This window comes from Sphingomonas sp. FUKUSWIS1, assembly GCF_000733135.1.
GTDB lineage: Bacteria > Pseudomonadota > Alphaproteobacteria > Sphingomonadales > Sphingomonadaceae > Sphingomonas > Sphingomonas aerolata.
The window spans coordinates 2,750-18,775 of record NZ_JPJC01000262.1 but is presented as its reverse complement, the minus strand read 5'-3'; the positions used below and the strand labels follow the sequence as shown (position 1 = coordinate 18,775).

The 16,026-nt window shown below is 67.8% G+C and carries 16 protein-coding genes; 6 read left to right on the top strand and 10 right to left on the bottom strand.

What is annotated here, in order from left to right:
• On the top strand, nt 1–1,119 hold a 1,119-nt coding region (locus tag sphsw_RS17195; protein ID WP_042467681.1), incomplete at its 5' end, for a glycoside hydrolase domain-containing protein.
• 13 nt (nt 1,120–1,132) lie between these two features.
• Here the strand turns inward: sphsw_RS17195 and sphsw_RS17190 are convergent.
• Nucleotides 1,133–2,287: a cellulase family glycosylhydrolase gene (locus sphsw_RS17190; RefSeq protein WP_031441688.1), complete on the bottom strand. Its 1,155-nt coding sequence runs from the start codon at nt 2,285–2,287 to the stop codon at nt 1,133–1,135.
• Nucleotides 2,288–2,545: 258 nt separating this feature from the next.
• Between sphsw_RS17190 and sphsw_RS17185 the strand changes: the two genes are divergently transcribed.
• Together sphsw_RS17185 and sphsw_RS17180 are read left to right on the top strand one after the other, a co-directional pair.
• Nucleotides 2,546–3,445: a 2-dehydro-3-deoxygalactonokinase gene (locus sphsw_RS17185; protein ID WP_031441687.1), complete on the top strand. Its 900-nt coding sequence runs from the start codon at nt 2,546–2,548 to the stop codon at nt 3,443–3,445.
• A complete protein-coding gene (locus sphsw_RS17180; RefSeq protein ID WP_031441686.1) occupies nt 3,442–4,077 on the top strand; it encodes a 2-dehydro-3-deoxy-6-phosphogalactonate aldolase in 636 nt (211 codons plus the stop codon). Before sphsw_RS17185 ends, sphsw_RS17180 begins: the two co-directional genes overlap by 4 nt.
• A gap of 33 nt (nt 4,078–4,110) precedes the next feature.
• On the opposite strand, the gene lldD is transcribed toward sphsw_RS17180, so the two are convergent.
• From lldD to fucP, 5 genes are read right to left on the bottom strand one after another with little or no spacing between them, the layout of a single operon-like run.
• Entirely contained in the window at nt 4,111–5,244 is a 1,134-nt protein-coding gene (gene lldD, locus sphsw_RS17175) for an FMN-dependent L-lactate dehydrogenase LldD (protein WP_031396381.1), read from the bottom strand.
• A 7-nt stretch (nt 5,245–5,251) separates the two neighbouring features.
• Nucleotides 5,252–6,541 carry an L-fuconate dehydratase gene (locus sphsw_RS17170; RefSeq protein WP_031441685.1) on the bottom strand — a complete coding sequence of 430 codons (1,290 nt, stop codon included), beginning with the start codon at nt 6,539–6,541 and terminating at the stop codon, nt 5,252–5,254.
• Nucleotides 6,538–7,386 carry a fumarylacetoacetate hydrolase family protein gene (locus tag sphsw_RS17165; RefSeq protein WP_031441684.1) on the bottom strand — a complete coding sequence of 283 codons (849 nt, stop codon included), beginning with the start codon at nt 7,384–7,386 and terminating at the stop codon, nt 6,538–6,540. The genes sphsw_RS17170 and sphsw_RS17165 overlap by 4 nt, the downstream gene beginning before the upstream one ends.
• Nucleotides 7,387–7,429: 43 nt before the next feature.
• Entirely contained in the window at nt 7,430–8,170 is a 741-nt protein-coding gene (locus tag sphsw_RS17160) for an SDR family oxidoreductase (protein WP_031441683.1), read from the bottom strand.
• The gene (gene fucP / locus sphsw_RS17155; protein ID WP_235188449.1) at nt 8,167–9,501 is read right to left on the bottom strand and encodes an L-fucose:H+ symporter permease; all 1,335 of its coding nucleotides are present in this window, start codon (nt 9,499–9,501) and stop codon (nt 8,167–8,169) included. Before fucP ends, sphsw_RS17160 begins: the two co-directional genes overlap by 4 nt.
• A 118-nt stretch (nt 9,502–9,619) precedes the next feature.
• Between fucP and sphsw_RS17150 the strand changes: the two genes are divergently transcribed.
• Nucleotides 9,620–10,474, top strand: coding sequence for an amidohydrolase family protein (locus tag sphsw_RS17150; RefSeq protein ID WP_031441681.1), 855 nt, complete (start codon nt 9,620–9,622; stop codon nt 10,472–10,474).
• The gene (locus sphsw_RS17145; protein ID WP_031441680.1) at nt 10,471–11,247 is read left to right on the top strand and encodes an SDR family oxidoreductase; all 777 of its coding nucleotides are present in this window, start codon (nt 10,471–10,473) and stop codon (nt 11,245–11,247) included. The genes sphsw_RS17150 and sphsw_RS17145 overlap by 4 nt, the downstream gene beginning before the upstream one ends.
• A 4-nt stretch (nt 11,248–11,251) precedes the next feature.
• Here the strand turns inward: sphsw_RS17145 and sphsw_RS17140 are convergent, their stop codons facing one another.
• Complete coding sequence (locus sphsw_RS17140; protein ID WP_031441679.1) at nt 11,252–11,590, bottom strand: L-rhamnose mutarotase; 339 nt, start codon at nt 11,588–11,590, stop codon at nt 11,252–11,254.
• 47 nt (nt 11,591–11,637) lie between these two features.
• Nucleotides 11,638–12,450 (bottom strand): IclR family transcriptional regulator, encoded by an 813-nt coding sequence (locus sphsw_RS17135; protein ID WP_042467679.1) that lies wholly within the window; start codon nt 12,448–12,450, stop codon nt 11,638–11,640.
• 144 nt (nt 12,451–12,594) lie between these two features.
• On the opposite strand from sphsw_RS17135, the gene sphsw_RS17130 reads away from it, so the two are divergent.
• A complete protein-coding gene (locus tag sphsw_RS17130; RefSeq protein ID WP_031441677.1) occupies nt 12,595–12,915 on the top strand; it encodes a hypothetical protein in 321 nt (106 codons plus the stop codon).
• 13 nt (nt 12,916–12,928) lie between these two features.
• Here the strand turns inward: sphsw_RS17130 and sphsw_RS17125 are convergent, their stop codons facing one another.
• On the bottom strand, nt 12,929–14,197 hold the full coding sequence (locus sphsw_RS17125) for a histidine-type phosphatase (RefSeq protein WP_031441676.1): 1,269 nt from the start codon (nt 14,195–14,197) through the stop codon (nt 12,929–12,931).
• The coding region (locus sphsw_RS17120; protein WP_042467677.1) for a TonB-dependent receptor at nt 14,197–16,026 on the bottom strand (1,830 nt) is incomplete at its 5' end. The genes sphsw_RS17120 and sphsw_RS17125, both read right to left, overlap by 1 nt.

Genomic DNA, 16,026 nt, shown 5'->3' with positions numbered 1-16,026 from the left:
CTGATCCGGCCCAAGGCCTATGCCGGCGTGATCGGATCGTTCGTGCGGACGTGGGAACGCTATGGCGCGGCGGATACCGCGTTCATCGCCGGGCGCAATTTCCATGTCGGCCAGGCGGGCGACGAGGTCGACAATGTGATCGGCGAGGGATTCCTGCGCGGCGTCCCCGGCGTCGACTGGCAGAAGGCGGCGAACGTCGTCCTGTTCAACGCGTTCGAGCGGCGCCGGCCGCGCTATCTGGTCGACGGCTATTTCGCGGTCGACGATCGCAGCCCCGAGGGGACGCCGCAGCGGTCACGCTCGGGGTCGGCGACGATGGGCATGGCGCTCAATGACTATTACGCAGCGAAGGTGGCGGCAGGCACGGCACACCCCGCCGAGGCCGCGCTGCTCGAGACGCGCGCGCGGAACTGGCGCAACGTCTGGGATCCGCGCGCGGCGAGCGACGGCTATACCGGGTTCGTGGGGCCACGCTTCGCCGACGGACGTTTCCAGCCGAACGACCCCAAGCGCGGCTGGGACGGCAAGACGCACGACAATTTCGGCTTCTACGAGGGGACGGGCTGGATCTACTCCTATGCCGCGGTCCACGACGTTCCGGGCATGGTCGCGATCATGGGTGGGCGCGCGGCGTTCACGCGGCGGTTGCAGCATGCGTTCGACGCGGGGCTGATCGACTTCACCAACGAGCCGTCCTTCTCGACGCCCTGGCTGTTCAGCGAGGTCGGGCGCCCCGATCTGACGAGCAAATATGCCGATATCGTCTTCCGGCGGTTTACCGCGGACGCCTATCCCGGCGACGAAGACAGCGGCGCGATGAGTTCGCATTACGTGTTCAACCGCCTCGGGCTGTTCCCGAAACTCGGCAGCGACCTCTATTACCTCCACGCGCCGCACCAGCCGCGGAGCCGGATCACGCTCGAGGGCGGGCGGACTTTCACGATCGTCGCGCGCGGGCAGGGGGCGGGGACGCGCTACATCCGCGCGGCGCGGCTCAACGGGCGACCGCTCGATACGCCGTTCGTCTCGCAGGCGGCAATCCTGCAGGGCGGGACGCTCGAGCTCGATCTGGGTCATACGCCGAACGACTGGGGTCGCGCGGCGTCGTCGCTCCCCTGAGACCCGATCGGCGTCAGCGCCAATGTGCGCCGGGTTCGCCGGAAATCACGGTCTTTGGTGCCGCGCTCAGCCGGCGGATCAGGGCGGTCTCCGCCTTGCGATACGGCGTGCCGTCGGCGCGGAAGACCTCGTGGAACCAGATCGTCGGCTCCTCCATCACATAGGGCTTCTTCCAGCTGTCCCAGGGCAGCCGCGTCTGCGTCTTTCCATCGACGAACCCCCAGTTCATCATCGCGACATTGTAGCGCTTGGCGATCGGCAGCGAGCCGTCGAACGTCGATCCGTTGCCGCGCGCCATATATTCGGTGCACAGGATCGGCCGGTCATACGGCAGCAACTGGCGCACGCGCGCCTCGAACGTCTCGGGCCAGCTGTAATCGTGGAAGCTGATGACGTCGGACTGGCCGAGCTGCAGCGTCTCCATCGGCGACAGCTTGCCACCGGTCGGGGTCCAGTCGTCATGCTGCCACACGCCCGACGTCAGCGGCTGTGACGGGTCGGTGTCACGTGCCCAGTCGAACGCCTGCGCGAGAAGCGCGCGGACGAGCGGTTCCTTGCCCTCCTGGCCCCTATACTGGTCGGCGCCATTGTCGGGTTCGTTCCAGACGTCCCAGCCGAGGATGCGGTCGTCTTTGGCGAATGCCCCGACGATCCCCTGCACATAGGCCTTGTACGCGGGGTAGCGGCTCCGGTCGCGCAATCCCGGCAGGCCCGGACCCTGCACCCAGCCCGAATTGTGGACGCCGGGAATCGGCGGATGCTGGGGCCCGAGCTTCGGATCGGGATCCCAGCAGCTGTCGAACAGCACGAACAGCGGGCGGATGCCGTGCGCGTGCGCGATCGTCAGGAACGCGTCGATGCGGCGCTTGAAGCCTTCGGGATCCTGGACCCAGAGCTGGTCGTGGAGGAACACGCGCATCGTGTTCATCCCGATCGCTTGGGCGAGGCCGAGTTCGTATTCGATCCGCTTGGGATCCCAGGTCGCCGCCTGCCACATTTCGAGCTGGTTGATCGCGGAGGCGGGGGTGTAGTTCGCGCCCACCAGCCAAGGCTGTCTCGCGTACCAGGCCTTGGCCTGCGCCTCGGTCCAGCGCGGGCGGGCATCGGCGGTGCCGACGCTTAGCACAGTCGTCGTCGCCGCGAGCGCGGCCAGCAATAGCTTGCCCATGTCTTCCTCCCCTGTCGGTCATTCTCGTTGCAGATCAGGTACGTCAGGCCGAATTGACCGTAGGCCAGGCCGGTCCAACGCGGAACCGGTGAAACAATTGCTTCTTCGTCGCACATAATTATAGGATTAGTAATAGGCGTCGCGCGGGTCAGCGGCGGCCGCGAACGGGAGCCCGGTTCTGGAAAAGCGTTTGATCTCGCCCGATCGGGTGATCGCAGCGGGTTCGCTATTCGCCGTCAGCCATGTCAGGCGCGGTCGATGAGCTATACCGTCGCTGGCGACTGGGGCACGAGCAACCTGCGGCTCTACCGGATCGAGGACGGTGCGGTTGTCGATCGCGCCGCCGGGCCCGGTATCGGGGACCTTGGCGACCAGACACCCGAACAGGTGCTGCGCGGCGCGCTCGCACGCTGGCGCGCGACATCGGAGCCGCGCGCGATCCATCTCTGCGGCATGGTGGGGTCGCGCAACGGCTGGATCGAGATTCCCTATGTCGACTGTCCTGCCGATCCGGCAATCTGGGCGGCAGGATCGGCGCGCGCGATGGTCGACCGGATCCCCGTCACGATCGGCGCGGGGCTTGCCTGCACGCGCGGCTCTGGCGCACCCGATGTGATGCGCGGCGAGGAGACGCAGATCTTCGGTGCGATGGCGCTTATGCCCGAGCTTGCATCCGGACGTCATCTGATCGCGCTGCCCGGTACGCACAGCAAATGGGCGAGTGTCGAGGACGGCCGGGTGGCCGGGTTCCAGACCTTCGTGACGGGCGAGCTGTTCGCGCTGCTGCGGCGGCATTCGACGTTGACGCGTGCGGCGGCGGATGATGGCGCGGCCGAGGATGACGCCATCGGTTTCGACGCTGGGCTCGACCGTATCGCCGAGGGCGGGCATTTGCTCGGCGCGCTGTTCGAGACGCGGGCAGCGCAACTGCGCACGGGCGCCAGCGGCCGCTGGGCGCTGGGGTTCCTGTCCGGGCTGGTCATTGGTGCCGAGATCGCCGAGATCCTGCCCGCGGCCACCGGCACCATCACGCTGATCGGTGATCCGGCGCTCGCCGACCGCTATGGCCGCGCGCTCGCGGCACGCGGCCTTGGCGCTACCGTTCATACCGGCGAAGCCTGTGCGCTTGCCGGCCTTGCCTTGCTGGAGACACCATGACCGTCGATGATCTGCTAGCATCGGGCACCGCGCCCATCGTCGCCATCCTGCGCGGCGTCGCACCCGACGAGGTGCTGGCGATCGGCGAGGCGCTGGTCGACGCCGGCATCCGCCTGATCGAGGTGCCGTTCAATTCGCCGGACCCGGCGACGAGCATCCGCATGTTGCAGCAGGCGTTCGGCGACCGGGCCGCGATCGGCGGGGGGACGGTGCTCGACATCGCCGCGGTCGAGGCGCTGGCCGCGACCGGCGGCACGATCATGGTGACGCCCAACACCAACCCCGCCGTCATCGCCCGCGGCGTCGAACTCGGGCTCGAGCCCATGCCCGGGTTCGTCACGCCGAGCGAGGCGTTCCAGGCGATCGCCGCGGGTGCACGACGCCTGAAGCTGTTTCCCGCGGTCGCGTTCGGACCCGCTTATCTGAAGGCGGTGCGCGAGATCCTGCCGAAGACCGTCCGTGTCTGGGCAGTCGGCGGCACGGGGGCGGACAATCTCGCCGATTGGCTGGCGGCGGGTGCCGAGGGGATCGGCGTCGGTGGCGCGCTCTACAAGCCCGGCGACAGCGCCGCCACCGTCGGCACGCGCGCCCGCGCACTCGTCGCAGCCTGGCAGGCGGCGCGGTCCGTGTAACGCGGGGCTTGGGTAGCGCGGTCGTCCGCAATCCTAGGCCAGGATAGTCCGATCGATATCGGCGATCCGGCGGACGCCCGTCAGCGCCATCGCGACGCGCATCTCGCGCTCGATCAGCGTCAGCAGCAGGTCGACCCCGGCCTCGCCCCGCGCGGCCAGCGCATAGACCCAGGCGCGGCCGAGCAGCACGCCCTCCGCGCCGAGTGCAAGCATCCGCACGACGTCTAGCCCCGACCGTACGCCGGAGTCCGCCAGCACCGTGACCTGGCCGCGGACCGCGTCCGCGATCGCCGGCAGTGCGCGTGCAGTCGACAGCACGCCGTCGAGCTGGCGGCCGCCATGGTTGGAAACGATAATGCCGTCCGCGCCGATCTTCACCGCCTCGCGCGCATCCTCGACGTCGAGGATCCCCTTGATGATCAGCGGCCCATCCCAGGCCGAGCGGATCCATTCGAGATCGGCCCAGCCGATCGACGGATCGAAGTTCGCGCCGAGCCAGCCCATATAGTCATTGAGCCCGCTGTTGCTGCCGAGCACGGGTTCGAGGTTGCCGAGCTTGTGCGGCCGCCCGCGCAGCCCGACGTCCCACGCCCAGCCGGGCCGGCCCATCGCCTGCAGGACGCGCTTCAAGGGGGCGCCCGCGCCGGACATGCCGGAATGCGCGTCGCGGTACCGCGCGCCCGGGACCGGCATATCGACGGTGAAGACGAGCGCTTCCGCACCTATCTGTTTCGCAGTGGCGATCAGGTCGCGCATGAACGCCCGGTCGCGGATGACGTAGAGCTGGAACCACAGCGCACCCGTACCGCTCGCCTGCTTCACCTCCGACAAGGGGCAGATCGAAACGGTCGACAGGCAGAAGGGCACGCCAGCGGTGGTCGCGGCACGGGCTGCCTGGGTTTCGCCGCGCCGATGATACATGCCGCTGATCCCGACCGGGCCGAGCGCAACGGGCAGCGCCATCGTCCGCCCGAACAGCGACGTCGTCAGATCGATGTCGGCGACGTCGCGCAGCACGCGCTGGCGCAGCGCAATGTCGGCGAGGTCGTCGACATTGCGCCGCAGAGTCTGCTCCGCATAGGCGCCGCCATCCGCATAATCGAACAGGAAGCGCGGCAGCCGCCGTCGGGCGGCTTCGCGGAAGTCGTGCGTCGAGGCGATGATCATGACGCGATCAGTATCGCACTTCCGCCGATACCGCATAACGTTCGAGCGATGCGGGCTTCATCTCGATCGAATAGCCCGGCCGCGTCGGCGGCATATAGGCGGCATCGCGGATGACGCAGGGATCGACGAAATGCTCGTGCAGATGATCGACATATTCGATCACCCGACCCTCGCGCGTGCCCGAAAAGCACAGATAGTCGATCATCGACAGGTGCTGGACATATTCGCACAGTCCCACGCCGCCGGCATGCGGACAGACCGGCAGGTCGTGCTTGGCCGCCATCAGCAGGACTGCGAGCACTTCGTTGACGCCGCCGAGACGGCACGCGTCGATCTGCACGACGTCGATCGCGCCTGCGTCCATGAACTGTTTGAACAAAATGCGGTTCTGGCACATCTCGCCGGTCGCGACCTTGACCGATCGGATCCCGCGGCGGATCTTGGCATGGCCCAGCACGTCGTCGGGGCTGGTCGGCTCCTCGATGAACCACGGGTTCGCGAAGGCGAGCGCGTTGACCCATTCGATCGCTTGGTCGACCTCCCAGATCTGGTTGGCATCGATCATCAGCTTGGCATCGGGACCGATCGCCTCGCGCGCGATCCGCAGCCGGCGGATATCGTCGTCGAGATCGCGCCCGACCTTCAGCTTGATATGATCGAACCCGGCATCGACCGCCTCGCGCGCCAGCCGGTAGAGCTTCTCGTCCGAATAGCCGAGCCAGCCCGCCGACGTCGTGTAGCAGGGAAAGCCCTCGGCCTTGAGCGTCGCGACGCGCTCCGCCTTGCCCTCGGCGCGCTTGGTGAGAAGCGCGAGCGCCTCGTCGGGCGTGATGCAGTCGGTGATGTATCGGAAGTCGATCGTGCGGACGAGTTCCTCAGGCGTCATGTCCGCGACCAGCTGCCAGACCGGCTTGCCGACGCTCTTCGCCCACAGATCCCACACCGCGTTGACGACGGCGCCTGTCGCCAGATGGATCGCGCCCTTGTCGGGGCCGATCCAGCGCAGCTGGCTGTCATTGGTGACGTGGCGCCAGAACCGCCCGGCATCCGCCGCGATCCAGTCGAGGTCGAGCCCGATCACCCGCTCGCGCAGTGCGCCGATCGCGGCGACGCAAATCTCGTTGCCGCGCCCGATCGTGAAGGTCAGGCCGTGCCCTTCGAGCCCGGCCGTGTCCGTCTCCAGCACGACATAGGCGGCGGAATAATCGGGGTCGGGATTCATCGCGTCCGAGCCGTCGAGCGAAAGGCTCGTCGGGAAGCGGACGTCGCGAATGCGCAGCCCGGTGATCGTCGTCATGCGCGCGATTCCACGACGCGCTGGGTCTGCTCGCCAAGGCCTTCGATGCCGAGGCGCATGACATTGCCCACCGCCAGATATTTGGGCGGCTTCTGGCCGAGGCCGACGCCGGGGGGCGTGCCGGTCGAGATCACGTCGCCCGACTGGAGGCTCATGAAGCGGCTGAGATAGGACACGATCTCGGCCACCCCGAACACCATCGTCGCGGTCGTGCCATCCTGATACTGGTGACCATCGACCTCTAGCCACAGCCGCAACGCCTGCGGATCGGGCACCTCGTCGGCCGTGACAAGCCACGGGCCGATCGGGCCGAACGTGTCGCAGCCCTTGCCCTTGTCCCAGGTGCCGCCCCGCTCGAGCTGGTATTCGCGCTCGCTGACGTCGTTGATGACGCAATAGCCCGCGACATGCGCCATCGCATCGGCTTCGTCGATATAGCGCCCGGGCTTGCCGATCACGACGCCGAGTTCGACTTCCCAGTCGAGCTTGGTCGAGCCGCGGGGCATTTCGACCGCGTCGTCGGGGCCGCAGATCGCGCTCGTCCATTTGTTGAAGATGACCGGCTCCTTGGGCACGTCCATCCCGCTTTCGGCGGCGTGATCGCTGTAATTGAGGCCGATGCAGATGAACTTGCCGACCGCGCCGACGCAGGCGCCGTAGCGCGGCGTGCCGTCGACCAGCGGCAACGTCGCCGGGTCGATCGCCGCCAGCGTCGCGATCCCCTCGGGCGTCAGCGCATCGCCGGCAATGTCGCCCACGACCCCCGACAGATCGCGGATCGCACCATCGGCATCGAGCATGCCGGGCTTTTCATGGCCGATCGGGCCGTAGCGTAACAGTTTCATGGAGCAAACGTCCTCTGGTTCTAGGTCGTGGGGAAGGAGGTGGTTAGTTGACCCAGCCGCCGTCGATGACATGGGTCGTGCCGGTGGTGAATGCACTCTCGTCGGACGCAAGGTACAGCGCGAGGGCTGCGATCTCCTCGGGGCGGCCAAGGCGGCCGACGGGCTGGCGCGCGACGAAGGCGGCGGTCGCCTCTTCGAGCGGAATACCGGCCGCGCTCGCCTGCTCGGCGACGCGCTGGCGCAGCGACGGGGAATCGATCGTCCCCGGGCAGATCGCGTTGCAGCGGACGCCGCGCAGGACATAGTCGGCCGCGATCGCCTTGGTCAGACCGATCACCGCGGCCTTGGTCGTGCCATAGGCGAAGCGGTTGGGAATGCCCTTCACGCTCGATGCGATCGAGGCGAGGTTGACGATCGATCCGCTGCCCTGCGCGAGCATGCCCGGCAAGAAGGCGCGGCACAGCCGGTACATCGACGTGACGTTCAGGGACATCGAAAACGCAAAGGCGTCCTCGTCGCAGGCCAGGATATCGCCCGCATGGACATAGCCTGCACCGTTGACGAGGATGTCGATGTCGCCGATCTGGGCCGGGAGCGCCGCGACCGCTTCCGCATCGGTGACGTCGAGCATGATGGGCGTGACGCCCGGGACGGTCGCGAGCAGCTCGCCGTTCAGGTCGGCGGCGTAGACCGTCGCGCCCTGTTCGACGAACGCCTCCGCGATCGATCGGCCGATGCCCTGCGCCGCAGCGGTCACCAGCGCGCGTTTACCGTTCAGTCTCAATGGATCGTCCTCATGGTAGGGGAAAGGGGGGCGTCGGTCGCGCCGCGCGCGAACAGCGCGACGACCGCGAAACAGATCAGCGGCAACGCCATCGCGACGTGAAGGCCACCCGCTGCGCCCGCGATCAGGCCCATCACCGGGGGCACGAGCGCGCCACCGATGATCGCCATGATGATCAGCGACGAGCCGATCGTCGCGCGCGGTCCGAGATCGCGGACGCCGAGCGCGAAGATCGTCGGGAACATGATCGACATGAAGAAGCTAGTCAGCCCCAGCGCACCGACCGCGATCCAGCCGCCCGACAGCATCGCCACCGCGCACAGCGCGATGTTGGCGACCGCACAGCCGAACAGCAACCGGGTCGCCGGCAGCCTGTGCATCAGCGCGGCGCCGATGAACCGCCCCGCCATGAACAGCACGAGGCTGAGCGACAGGAGATAGGCGGCCGAGCGCTCGGGCGTGGCGGGCAGGCTGTCCTTCACGAAATCGACGAAGAAGCTCCAGATGCCGACCTGTGCGCCGACATAGAAGAATTGCGCGACCACCGCGCGCCACAGCCCCGGCGCGCGCAGGACCGTGAACAGCCCGTCATGCGCGCTGTCGTCGGTCTTGGTGTCGAGCGCGGGGAGGCGGACCAGTGCGATGGCGGCGCCGACCAGCACGACGATGATCGCCAGCAGCAGATACGGCAATTGCACCATGCGCGCCTCGGCGACGCGATAGGCAACCAGCTGCGCCTGCGGCATCGTCGTCAGCGTTGCCGCGTCATGCTCGACGCCTGAGAAGATGAACAGACCGCCGATCGTCGGCGCGAGCACCGCGCCGAAACCGTTGAACGCCTGGGCGAGGTTCAGCCGCTGTGAGGCGCGCGCCGGATCGCCGAACGCGACGATATAGGGATTGGCGGCAGTTTCTAGGAAGGCAGCACCCGACGCCAGCACGAACAAAGCGCCGAGAAAGGCCGCATATTCGCGGACTTCGGCGGCGGGCCAGAACAGCAAAGCGCCGATCGCGTACAGCGCCAGTCCGGTCAATATGCCGGCGCGGTATCCGAAGCGGCGCATGACCAGACCCGCGGGCAGCGCCATCACGAAATAGCCGACATAGAAGACGAACTGGATCAGGCCGGCCTGCGCGCGGTTGAGGTCGAGGGCCTTCTGGAACTGGCGAATCAGGATGTCGTTGAAGTTGTTGGCAAGCGCCCAAAGGAAGAACAGGCTGGTGACGAGGATGAAGCCCGTCCGGAATCCCGGCCGGATGAAACGCCCTGCGCTCGTCGCGGTGTCAGCTATGTCGGCCATGTGGCTCGAGCCCTTCGCAGCGTGTGCCATGACATCCTCTCTTCGTCGCCTCTGGTGCGATTGCCGCCATCATAGGCCTTGAGAGAGGTTTGCATATATAAAAAATCATGTCACAGGTGAGCAACAAGAGAAGGGATGCAAAAGCCCGATGGTGAAGAGGATCGATGCGCACCAGCATTTCTGGCGTTATCGCGCGGCGGAGTATGGCTGGATCCAGCCCGGCAGCGTGCTCGCGCGCGACCGGCTCCCGGTCGATGTTCGGCCCGCGCTGGAGGCCACCGCGTTCGACGGCTGCATCGCGGTGCAGGCCTGCCACAGTGCGGCGGAGACCGACTGGCTGCTGGGCCTTGCCGATGCGAACTTCTGGATCATGGGCGTCGTCGGCTGGGTCGACCTGACCGCGCCCGACGTCGCAGCCCGGCTCGACCGTCACGCATCGCGGTCGCTTGTGGGCATACGGCACATCGCGCAGGACGAACCTGATCCGCGCTATCTGCTCCGCCAGGATGTCCTGCGGGGCGTGCGGACGATCCTGTCGCGCGGTCTCGCCTATGACATACTCGTCCGCGGGCCCGCACAACTGGCAAGCGTTCCCGACCTGCTCGCCGCGGCCGGGCCGGGGTCGCTGGTGCTCGATCATGGCGGCAAGCCCGACATCGCGGGTGGCGAATGGGGCGCATGGGCCCGGACGATCGCAGCCATCGCCGCCTTTCCAGACGTCACCTGCAAACTGTCGGGGCTGGTGACCGAGGCCGATCATGCCGCCTGGTCGCCGACCGACATCGCGCGGTATCTCGACCATCTGCTCGCCTGCTTCGGACCGGACCGGCTGATCTTCGGATCCGACTGGCCGGTGTGCCTGCTTGCCGCCGAGCATGCGGCGGTGGTCGAGTTGATCAAAACCTTCGTCGCGCGCGCCTGCCCGGGGCACCGCGATGCGATCTTTGGCGGCACGGCGGCGCGCGTCTATCGCTTATCTACTATCGAGGATGGACTATCATGAAGCTGGAACTCGACGGTAAGCTGGTGATCGTCACCGGCGGTGGCGCCGGGATCGGCGGCGCGATCTCGACGCTGCTCGCGGAGGAGGGCGCGATCCCCGCGATCCTCGGGCGCAGCGCGCTCGACCCTGCGTTCGAGGCGAATATCCGTACGCTTCAGCCCGCAACGATGTTCATCCGTACCGAGATGACCGACGACGCCGCCTGCGCCTCGGCAGTCGCACAGATCGTCGCGGCGGGGCACGGCATCCACGGCCTGGTCAACAATGCGGGCGCCAATGACGGGATCGGGCTTGAGGCGGGAACGGCGGCCTTCCTCGCGTCGCTGGTCGCTAATGTCGGCCATTATTACGGCATGGCGCATCATTGCCTGCCGCACCTGAAGGCCAGCCGCGGCGCGATCGTCAACATCTCGTCGAAGACCGCGCTGACCGGGCAGGGCCAGACCAGCGGCTATGTCGCCGCCAAGGCCGCCCAGCTCGGCCTGACGCGCGAATGGGCGGCGGCGCTGGTCGGCGACGGCGTCCGCGTCAACGCGGTGCTTCCCGCCGAGGTGATGACGCCGCTCTACCGCGCGTGGATCGACACGTTCGACGATCCGCAGGCCAAGCTCGACGAGATCGCGGGCAACATCCCGCTTGGCCGGCGGCTGACGACCGATCGCGAGATTGCCGATACCGTGGTGTTCCTGCTGTCGGCGCGGTCGTCGCACACGACCGGGCAGTGGATCATCCCCGATGGCGGCTACACGCATCTCGACCGCACGCTGACCTGACCGGTCAGCCCTGCTCGTCGAGCGCGAAGATCCGTTCGGCGGGCAGCCATTTCTCGCCCGGCTGCGCGCTCGGCAACGGACGCTGGAGGCGTGACATCGCGGCTTCCCACGCGACCACGGCGGGATCGGACGCGTCGGCCGCGGCCTTCGCCTCGGGGTCGAAGCCGGGACCGGTCCGCATCATCATCACCAGCCGGTCATCGCGCTGATAGATGTCCATCGCCTCGATCCCCGCCGCCCGGATCGAGGCGAGCACGGCAGGCGGCACCGCACGGTGGCGATCGCGATACGCCGCGATCAGCGCGGCATCGTCGTGAAGGTCGAGGAAGAGGCAGTGCCACATGGTATCGTGTTCCAGTTCGAAAGGGGTAGGCGGCGCGCTTGCAGCGATCAGCCGTCGGATGCCGCGTCCGGTGCGCCATGGTCGACGACCCGCTGATACAGCCCGTCGCGGACTTCGGGGGACAGTTGCTCGGCGATCGTCGCGGCGGCGTGGCGCAACACAGCCTGCGACGCGTCCAGCGTCACGCGTGCGCCCGGGCCATCGACGAACGGCACGGTCAACGCCGCCCGCGCGGACCCCATCACCAGAATGGGCACCGACATGTCGGTGATCGCGTTCAGGACGGGACTGGGGGTGGTGTGCAGACCCTTCGCCGCGATCGCGTCCAGCTCCGCCGCCAGCGCGGCCGTGTCGAAATCCGCACCGGCCACACGCACGTCGTCGAGCATGGCCTGGCGCACATCCGCCGACTGGAACGCCAGGAGGACGCGTCCCGACGCCGAGCGATGCAGCGGCCGGCGATAGCCAACCCGGATGGCAAAGCCCGACAGGCTGGGGGCCTCGACGCCGACGATCACCACCATCTCGGCACCTGATGCCACCGCCATGTGACAGCTTTGCCCGGTCCGCCGCGCGACCTCGCTCATCACCGGGAGGGCAATCCCGACGAGGTTGCGGACCGGCGGCTGGCTCATGCCGAGCGCGAACAGCCGGTTGGTCAGCCGGTAGCCGTCATCGCCCCGCGCGATATAGCGATGTTCCTCGAGCACCTGCAGCATGCGGAAGATCTCGCTGACCGACCGGCCGAGCGCGGTCGAGATATCCGACATGTTGAGCGGCGCGGTGGCGGCGGCCAGCAGCTCGAGGATCTCGAGCCCCTTTTTGAGCGCGGGCGCCTGATAGCGCGATTTCGTCGTCATGGCTCCCCCGGTGCGCTTTTGGCGGCTTCTACGATCACCCACGCCAAGAACATAGCGGCTCCGTCGCAGGCTGGTAATTCAGGCCCCGCTATGGCGTGCGATCGGACGGATGGCATGCCGTGACAGACCTGCTAAGGCGGCGGCATGTCGAAAAATCTCAGCACTTCCGGTACAATCGACGTCGATGGCACCACCTATGACTGGCGCCTCGAGAGCGAGCCGCAATGGTCGGACGACGACGGATGGAAGGGGATGGTCCTTTCGCTGCTTGAAAAGGACTGCCAGCGCGAGGCGATGCTCGAATTTCCCGCCCCCAAGCGCCTGCTGAAGGGGTTGCCGCGCGGGCGGCTCCAGATCGACGATCCGACCATCTCGCGCGGTATCCGGGCGGCATTGGGCGCAGGCTGGGAGCCGATGTCGCGCGGCAAGCCCGTGGTGTTCGTCGTCGACGCCGAGGGCAATTAACCGCGCCCCCGCGTTACTCCTTCGGTGGGGGCGACACCTGATCGAGGACGTAGCGCGTGAAGCGGGGGAGCGGGCAGGGGTCGCCGCAGCCGGGGACCGGGATCGCGACGATCCCCGGCGGAGTCTGCGCCGACAGCGGGATGCGGTAGCGCATCTGGTCGAGCCCCTGCGCGACATAGCGGACCCGCACGACGCTCTTGCCGGTCGCGCCACGACGCCACAGTTCGAACACCAGTCCGCCGCCGGGGGCGGCTTCGCCGGCGCCGTAATCGGGCAGCGTCCAGTCGAGACCGAGCAGCCCGGCGAGCATCGTCACCGTGCCGTCATGGCCGCTGACGACAACGATCTTCTCTGCGTCGCCGATCGGGTCGGCCAGCGCGGTCGCGCCTGCACCGCGCTGGAGCGTCGCGAGCAGCCGCATCGCGAGATAGCTGCTGGTCTGGCGGCCGACTTCCGGGGTGCGCGTGCGCAGGTCGATGCCGGCGCCATGGACGGCGAGCGCCTTGCCGATCGTCGCCGCTTCGATTTCGCGCCAGCCGGGGAAGGCCAGCCCGTCCGCATAGGCCATGACGAGGCTTTCGGCGATGCCGGCGACCTGCAAGCTGGGCGAGGTGAGGTCGGGCTTGCCCGTCGCGTCGATCCGCATCGCGATCGGGGTATCGCCAAGCCGGCGCTGGACGCGGCTGCGCTCGGTCGTCGAGCACGGGATGCGGCGGCATTGCAGCATCAGCGCCTCGAACCGATCGCGGCCGGGGGTCTGGCGCGCGTCCCAGGCCGCCAGATCGCCGCCGACCCGCGCGGAGATTGCCGCGAGCATCCGCGGGGTGTCGAGCGGCGCGAGCGGGGTCTGCGGCGCCTCGAACAGCGGATCGGGGGCCGCCGCCGACTGGTGGATCGGCGCAGCGCACCCCGGCGTCAGGCCGGCGGCGAGTGCGGTCGCGGTCGCCTCGGTGCGCTGCGTGTGGTTCGCCCAGTAATAGACCGCGCAGTCGCTCGCGCCGAGCAGGCCCAGCTGCCGGTAGTGCGCCGCGTACCAGCCGCCGAGCATCGTCACGAGGGTGGCACCGTTGGCGGTCAGATGCCCCGCCGGCACCGCGAAGCGCGGCCAGGCGCGGCGGCTGTAGCGCCCGAGCTCCTCCGGGCTCGACATCGCGCTGCGGACGCCGTGGCGCATGACGATGACGACGCGTTCGAGTTTGTCCTCGCGCGGCGGCGGCGTTTGTGCCGGCGCGATGGACGAGGCGACCAGCGCGAGGCCAGCCGCGAGCGAGGCGAGCGGCATCAGAACTTCGCCCTGACGCCGGCCATGAACGTCCGACCGTAATCGGTATAGCCCGCAAACTGGTTGTCGCGGACATACTGCCATTGCACGCCGCCGGCCATGTTGATGCCCTGCACGACGAAGGTCACGTTCGGCGTCACCTTGTACGACATGTCGAAATCGAGGCTGCCGAACGCGCTGTCGTTGTTCGCGGCAAGCCCCGCGCCACCGACGTCGCGCAGCACGTTGCCGCGCCAGCTGTAGCTCACCCGCGCACCGACGCGCTCCTTCTCGTAGAAGGCGGTCAGGTTGAAGCTGTCCTTGGCGACGTCGACCAGCGCATCGCGGAAAACGCCGCCGGTCGCCAGTGCATAGGTGCCGCCGGTCTTCGTGTGCGTGTAATTGGCCTGCGCGCCGAGACCGTCGAACGGGGCGGGGAGCATCTTGAACAGCTGCTGATACGCGATCTCGACGCCGGCGACATAGGCGTCGCCGCCATTTTTCGGCGCGGTCAGGCGATAGGTCTGGCCGTCGAGGACGAAGTCGCGCGTCTGCTGGAACACGAAGGTCGTGATGTCCTTGTAGAACACGCCGCCGACCAGCGCGCTGCCCGGCGCGAAATACCATTCGACCGTGCCGTCATATTGCCACGCCTCGAAGGGTTTCAGCTCGGGATTGCCGCCGACCGCGGTGAGGACGGTCGGGCTCGAATTGATCGTCAGCCGCGGCGCCAGATCGGCGAGCGACGGCCGGGTGATCACCTTCGAGGCGGCGAACCGCATCTGCAGATCGGGCGAGACCTCGGCGACCAGGTTGAGCGAGGGCAGGAAATTGTCATAGGTCTTGTCGTAGCTGACGGGCAGCGCGACCTTGCCGTCATCGGCATAGCCCGACGAGGTCTGGCGCGTCCGGGCATAGCGCACGCCGATATCGCCGCGCACCGCGATGCCGGCGAGCGGGAACGCGAAATCGGCCATCGCGTAGCCTGCGAGGATCTCCTCGCCGATCGCATAGCTGTTGCGCAGATCGCCGCGTGCGAGCGGTGCAGCGAGCAGCGCCTCCTTGCCGGTGGCGGCGGCGAGGAACTTGACCGGATCGGGCATTGCCCAGCTGGTCGGCAGGGTGCCGTTCGCGCCCTTCAGGAAATCGTCGACCGGGAACGGGACGAAATAGCTCGCGTCGAAATATTTGCCGGCGATGCCGCTGGTGAAATTGATGTCGCGGCGATCATAGGCGCGCGTTCTTTTCTGGTATTTCACCCCCGCACGCAGCGCGCTGACCACACCGGTCAGGTCGCGGGTCACGTCGAGCTTGGCAGCGCGCTCCCGGTCCTTCGAGTCGTTGACGCGATATTCGATCCGCCGTCCGGGCAGCAGCGCCGGGTTCGACAGGTCGGCGTTCAGCAGCGTGACGTCGGGCAGGCGATCGCCCGCCTTGCCGAAATCGAACGTCGTCGCGCCCACCGTGCCAAGCAGCCGCGTGCGGTAGATTGGTTCGGGCGTATTCGAATAGGCCTGGCCGATGCTGCCGTCCGCGGCGATCGTCCAGCCGCCCGCCTGCCAGCGCGCATTGGTGCCGACCAGCCAGTTCTTGTACTGGAGCACCGACGTCTCGCGACCGATCTGCGTGGTCGAGGCGGTCGTCGTCGCACCGGTCAGCACGCCGTTCTCGATCACCGCGCTGCCCGGCACGATCCCGCGCGGCAGGTTGGAGCCATCCGCTGCCGAATAGGTAAGCTCGTCATAGGCGACGTTCAGCCGGCTCCAAAGCCCGTCGACGTTCAGCTCGAACCGGTCGTCGGGCTTCCACTGCACCGCGCCGTTGATGCCGATCCGGTCGCGGTTCTCGCG

Bases quoted from the DNA above. Each gene is read 5' to 3' on its own strand.
- sphsw_RS17190 (WP_031441688.1), bottom strand. From the start codon at position 2,287: ATGGGCAAGCTATTGCTGGCCGCGCTCGCGGCGACGACGACTGTGCTA.
- sphsw_RS17185 (WP_031441687.1), top strand. From the start codon at position 2,546: ATGAGCTATACCGTCGCTGGCGACTGGGGCACGAGCAACCTGCGGCTC.
- sphsw_RS17180 (WP_031441686.1), top strand. From the start codon at position 3,442: ATGACCGTCGATGATCTGCTAGCATCGGGCACCGCGCCCATCGTCGCC.
- lldD (WP_031396381.1), bottom strand. From the start codon at position 5,244: ATGATCATCGCCTCGACGCACGACTTCCGCGAAGCCGCCCGACGGCGG.
- sphsw_RS17170 (WP_031441685.1), bottom strand. From the start codon at position 6,541: ATGACGACGATCACCGGGCTGCGCATTCGCGACGTCCGCTTCCCGACG.
- sphsw_RS17165 (WP_031441684.1), bottom strand. From the start codon at position 7,386: ATGAAACTGTTACGCTACGGCCCGATCGGCCATGAAAAGCCCGGCATG.
- fucP (WP_235188449.1), bottom strand. From the start codon at position 9,501: ATGGCACACGCTGCGAAGGGCTCGAGCCACATGGCCGACATAGCTGAC.
- sphsw_RS17150 (WP_031441681.1), top strand. From the start codon at position 9,620: ATGGTGAAGAGGATCGATGCGCACCAGCATTTCTGGCGTTATCGCGCG.
- sphsw_RS17145 (WP_031441680.1), top strand. From the start codon at position 10,471: ATGAAGCTGGAACTCGACGGTAAGCTGGTGATCGTCACCGGCGGTGGC.
- sphsw_RS17140 (WP_031441679.1), bottom strand. From the start codon at position 11,590: ATGTGGCACTGCCTCTTCCTCGACCTTCACGACGATGCCGCGCTGATC.
- sphsw_RS17135 (WP_042467679.1), bottom strand. From the start codon at position 12,450: ATGACGACGAAATCGCGCTATCAGGCGCCCGCGCTCAAAAAGGGGCTC.
- sphsw_RS17130 (WP_031441677.1), top strand. From the start codon at position 12,595: ATGTCGAAAAATCTCAGCACTTCCGGTACAATCGACGTCGATGGCACC.
- sphsw_RS17125 (WP_031441676.1), bottom strand. From the start codon at position 14,197: ATGCCGCTCGCCTCGCTCGCGGCTGGCCTCGCGCTGGTCGCCTCGTCC.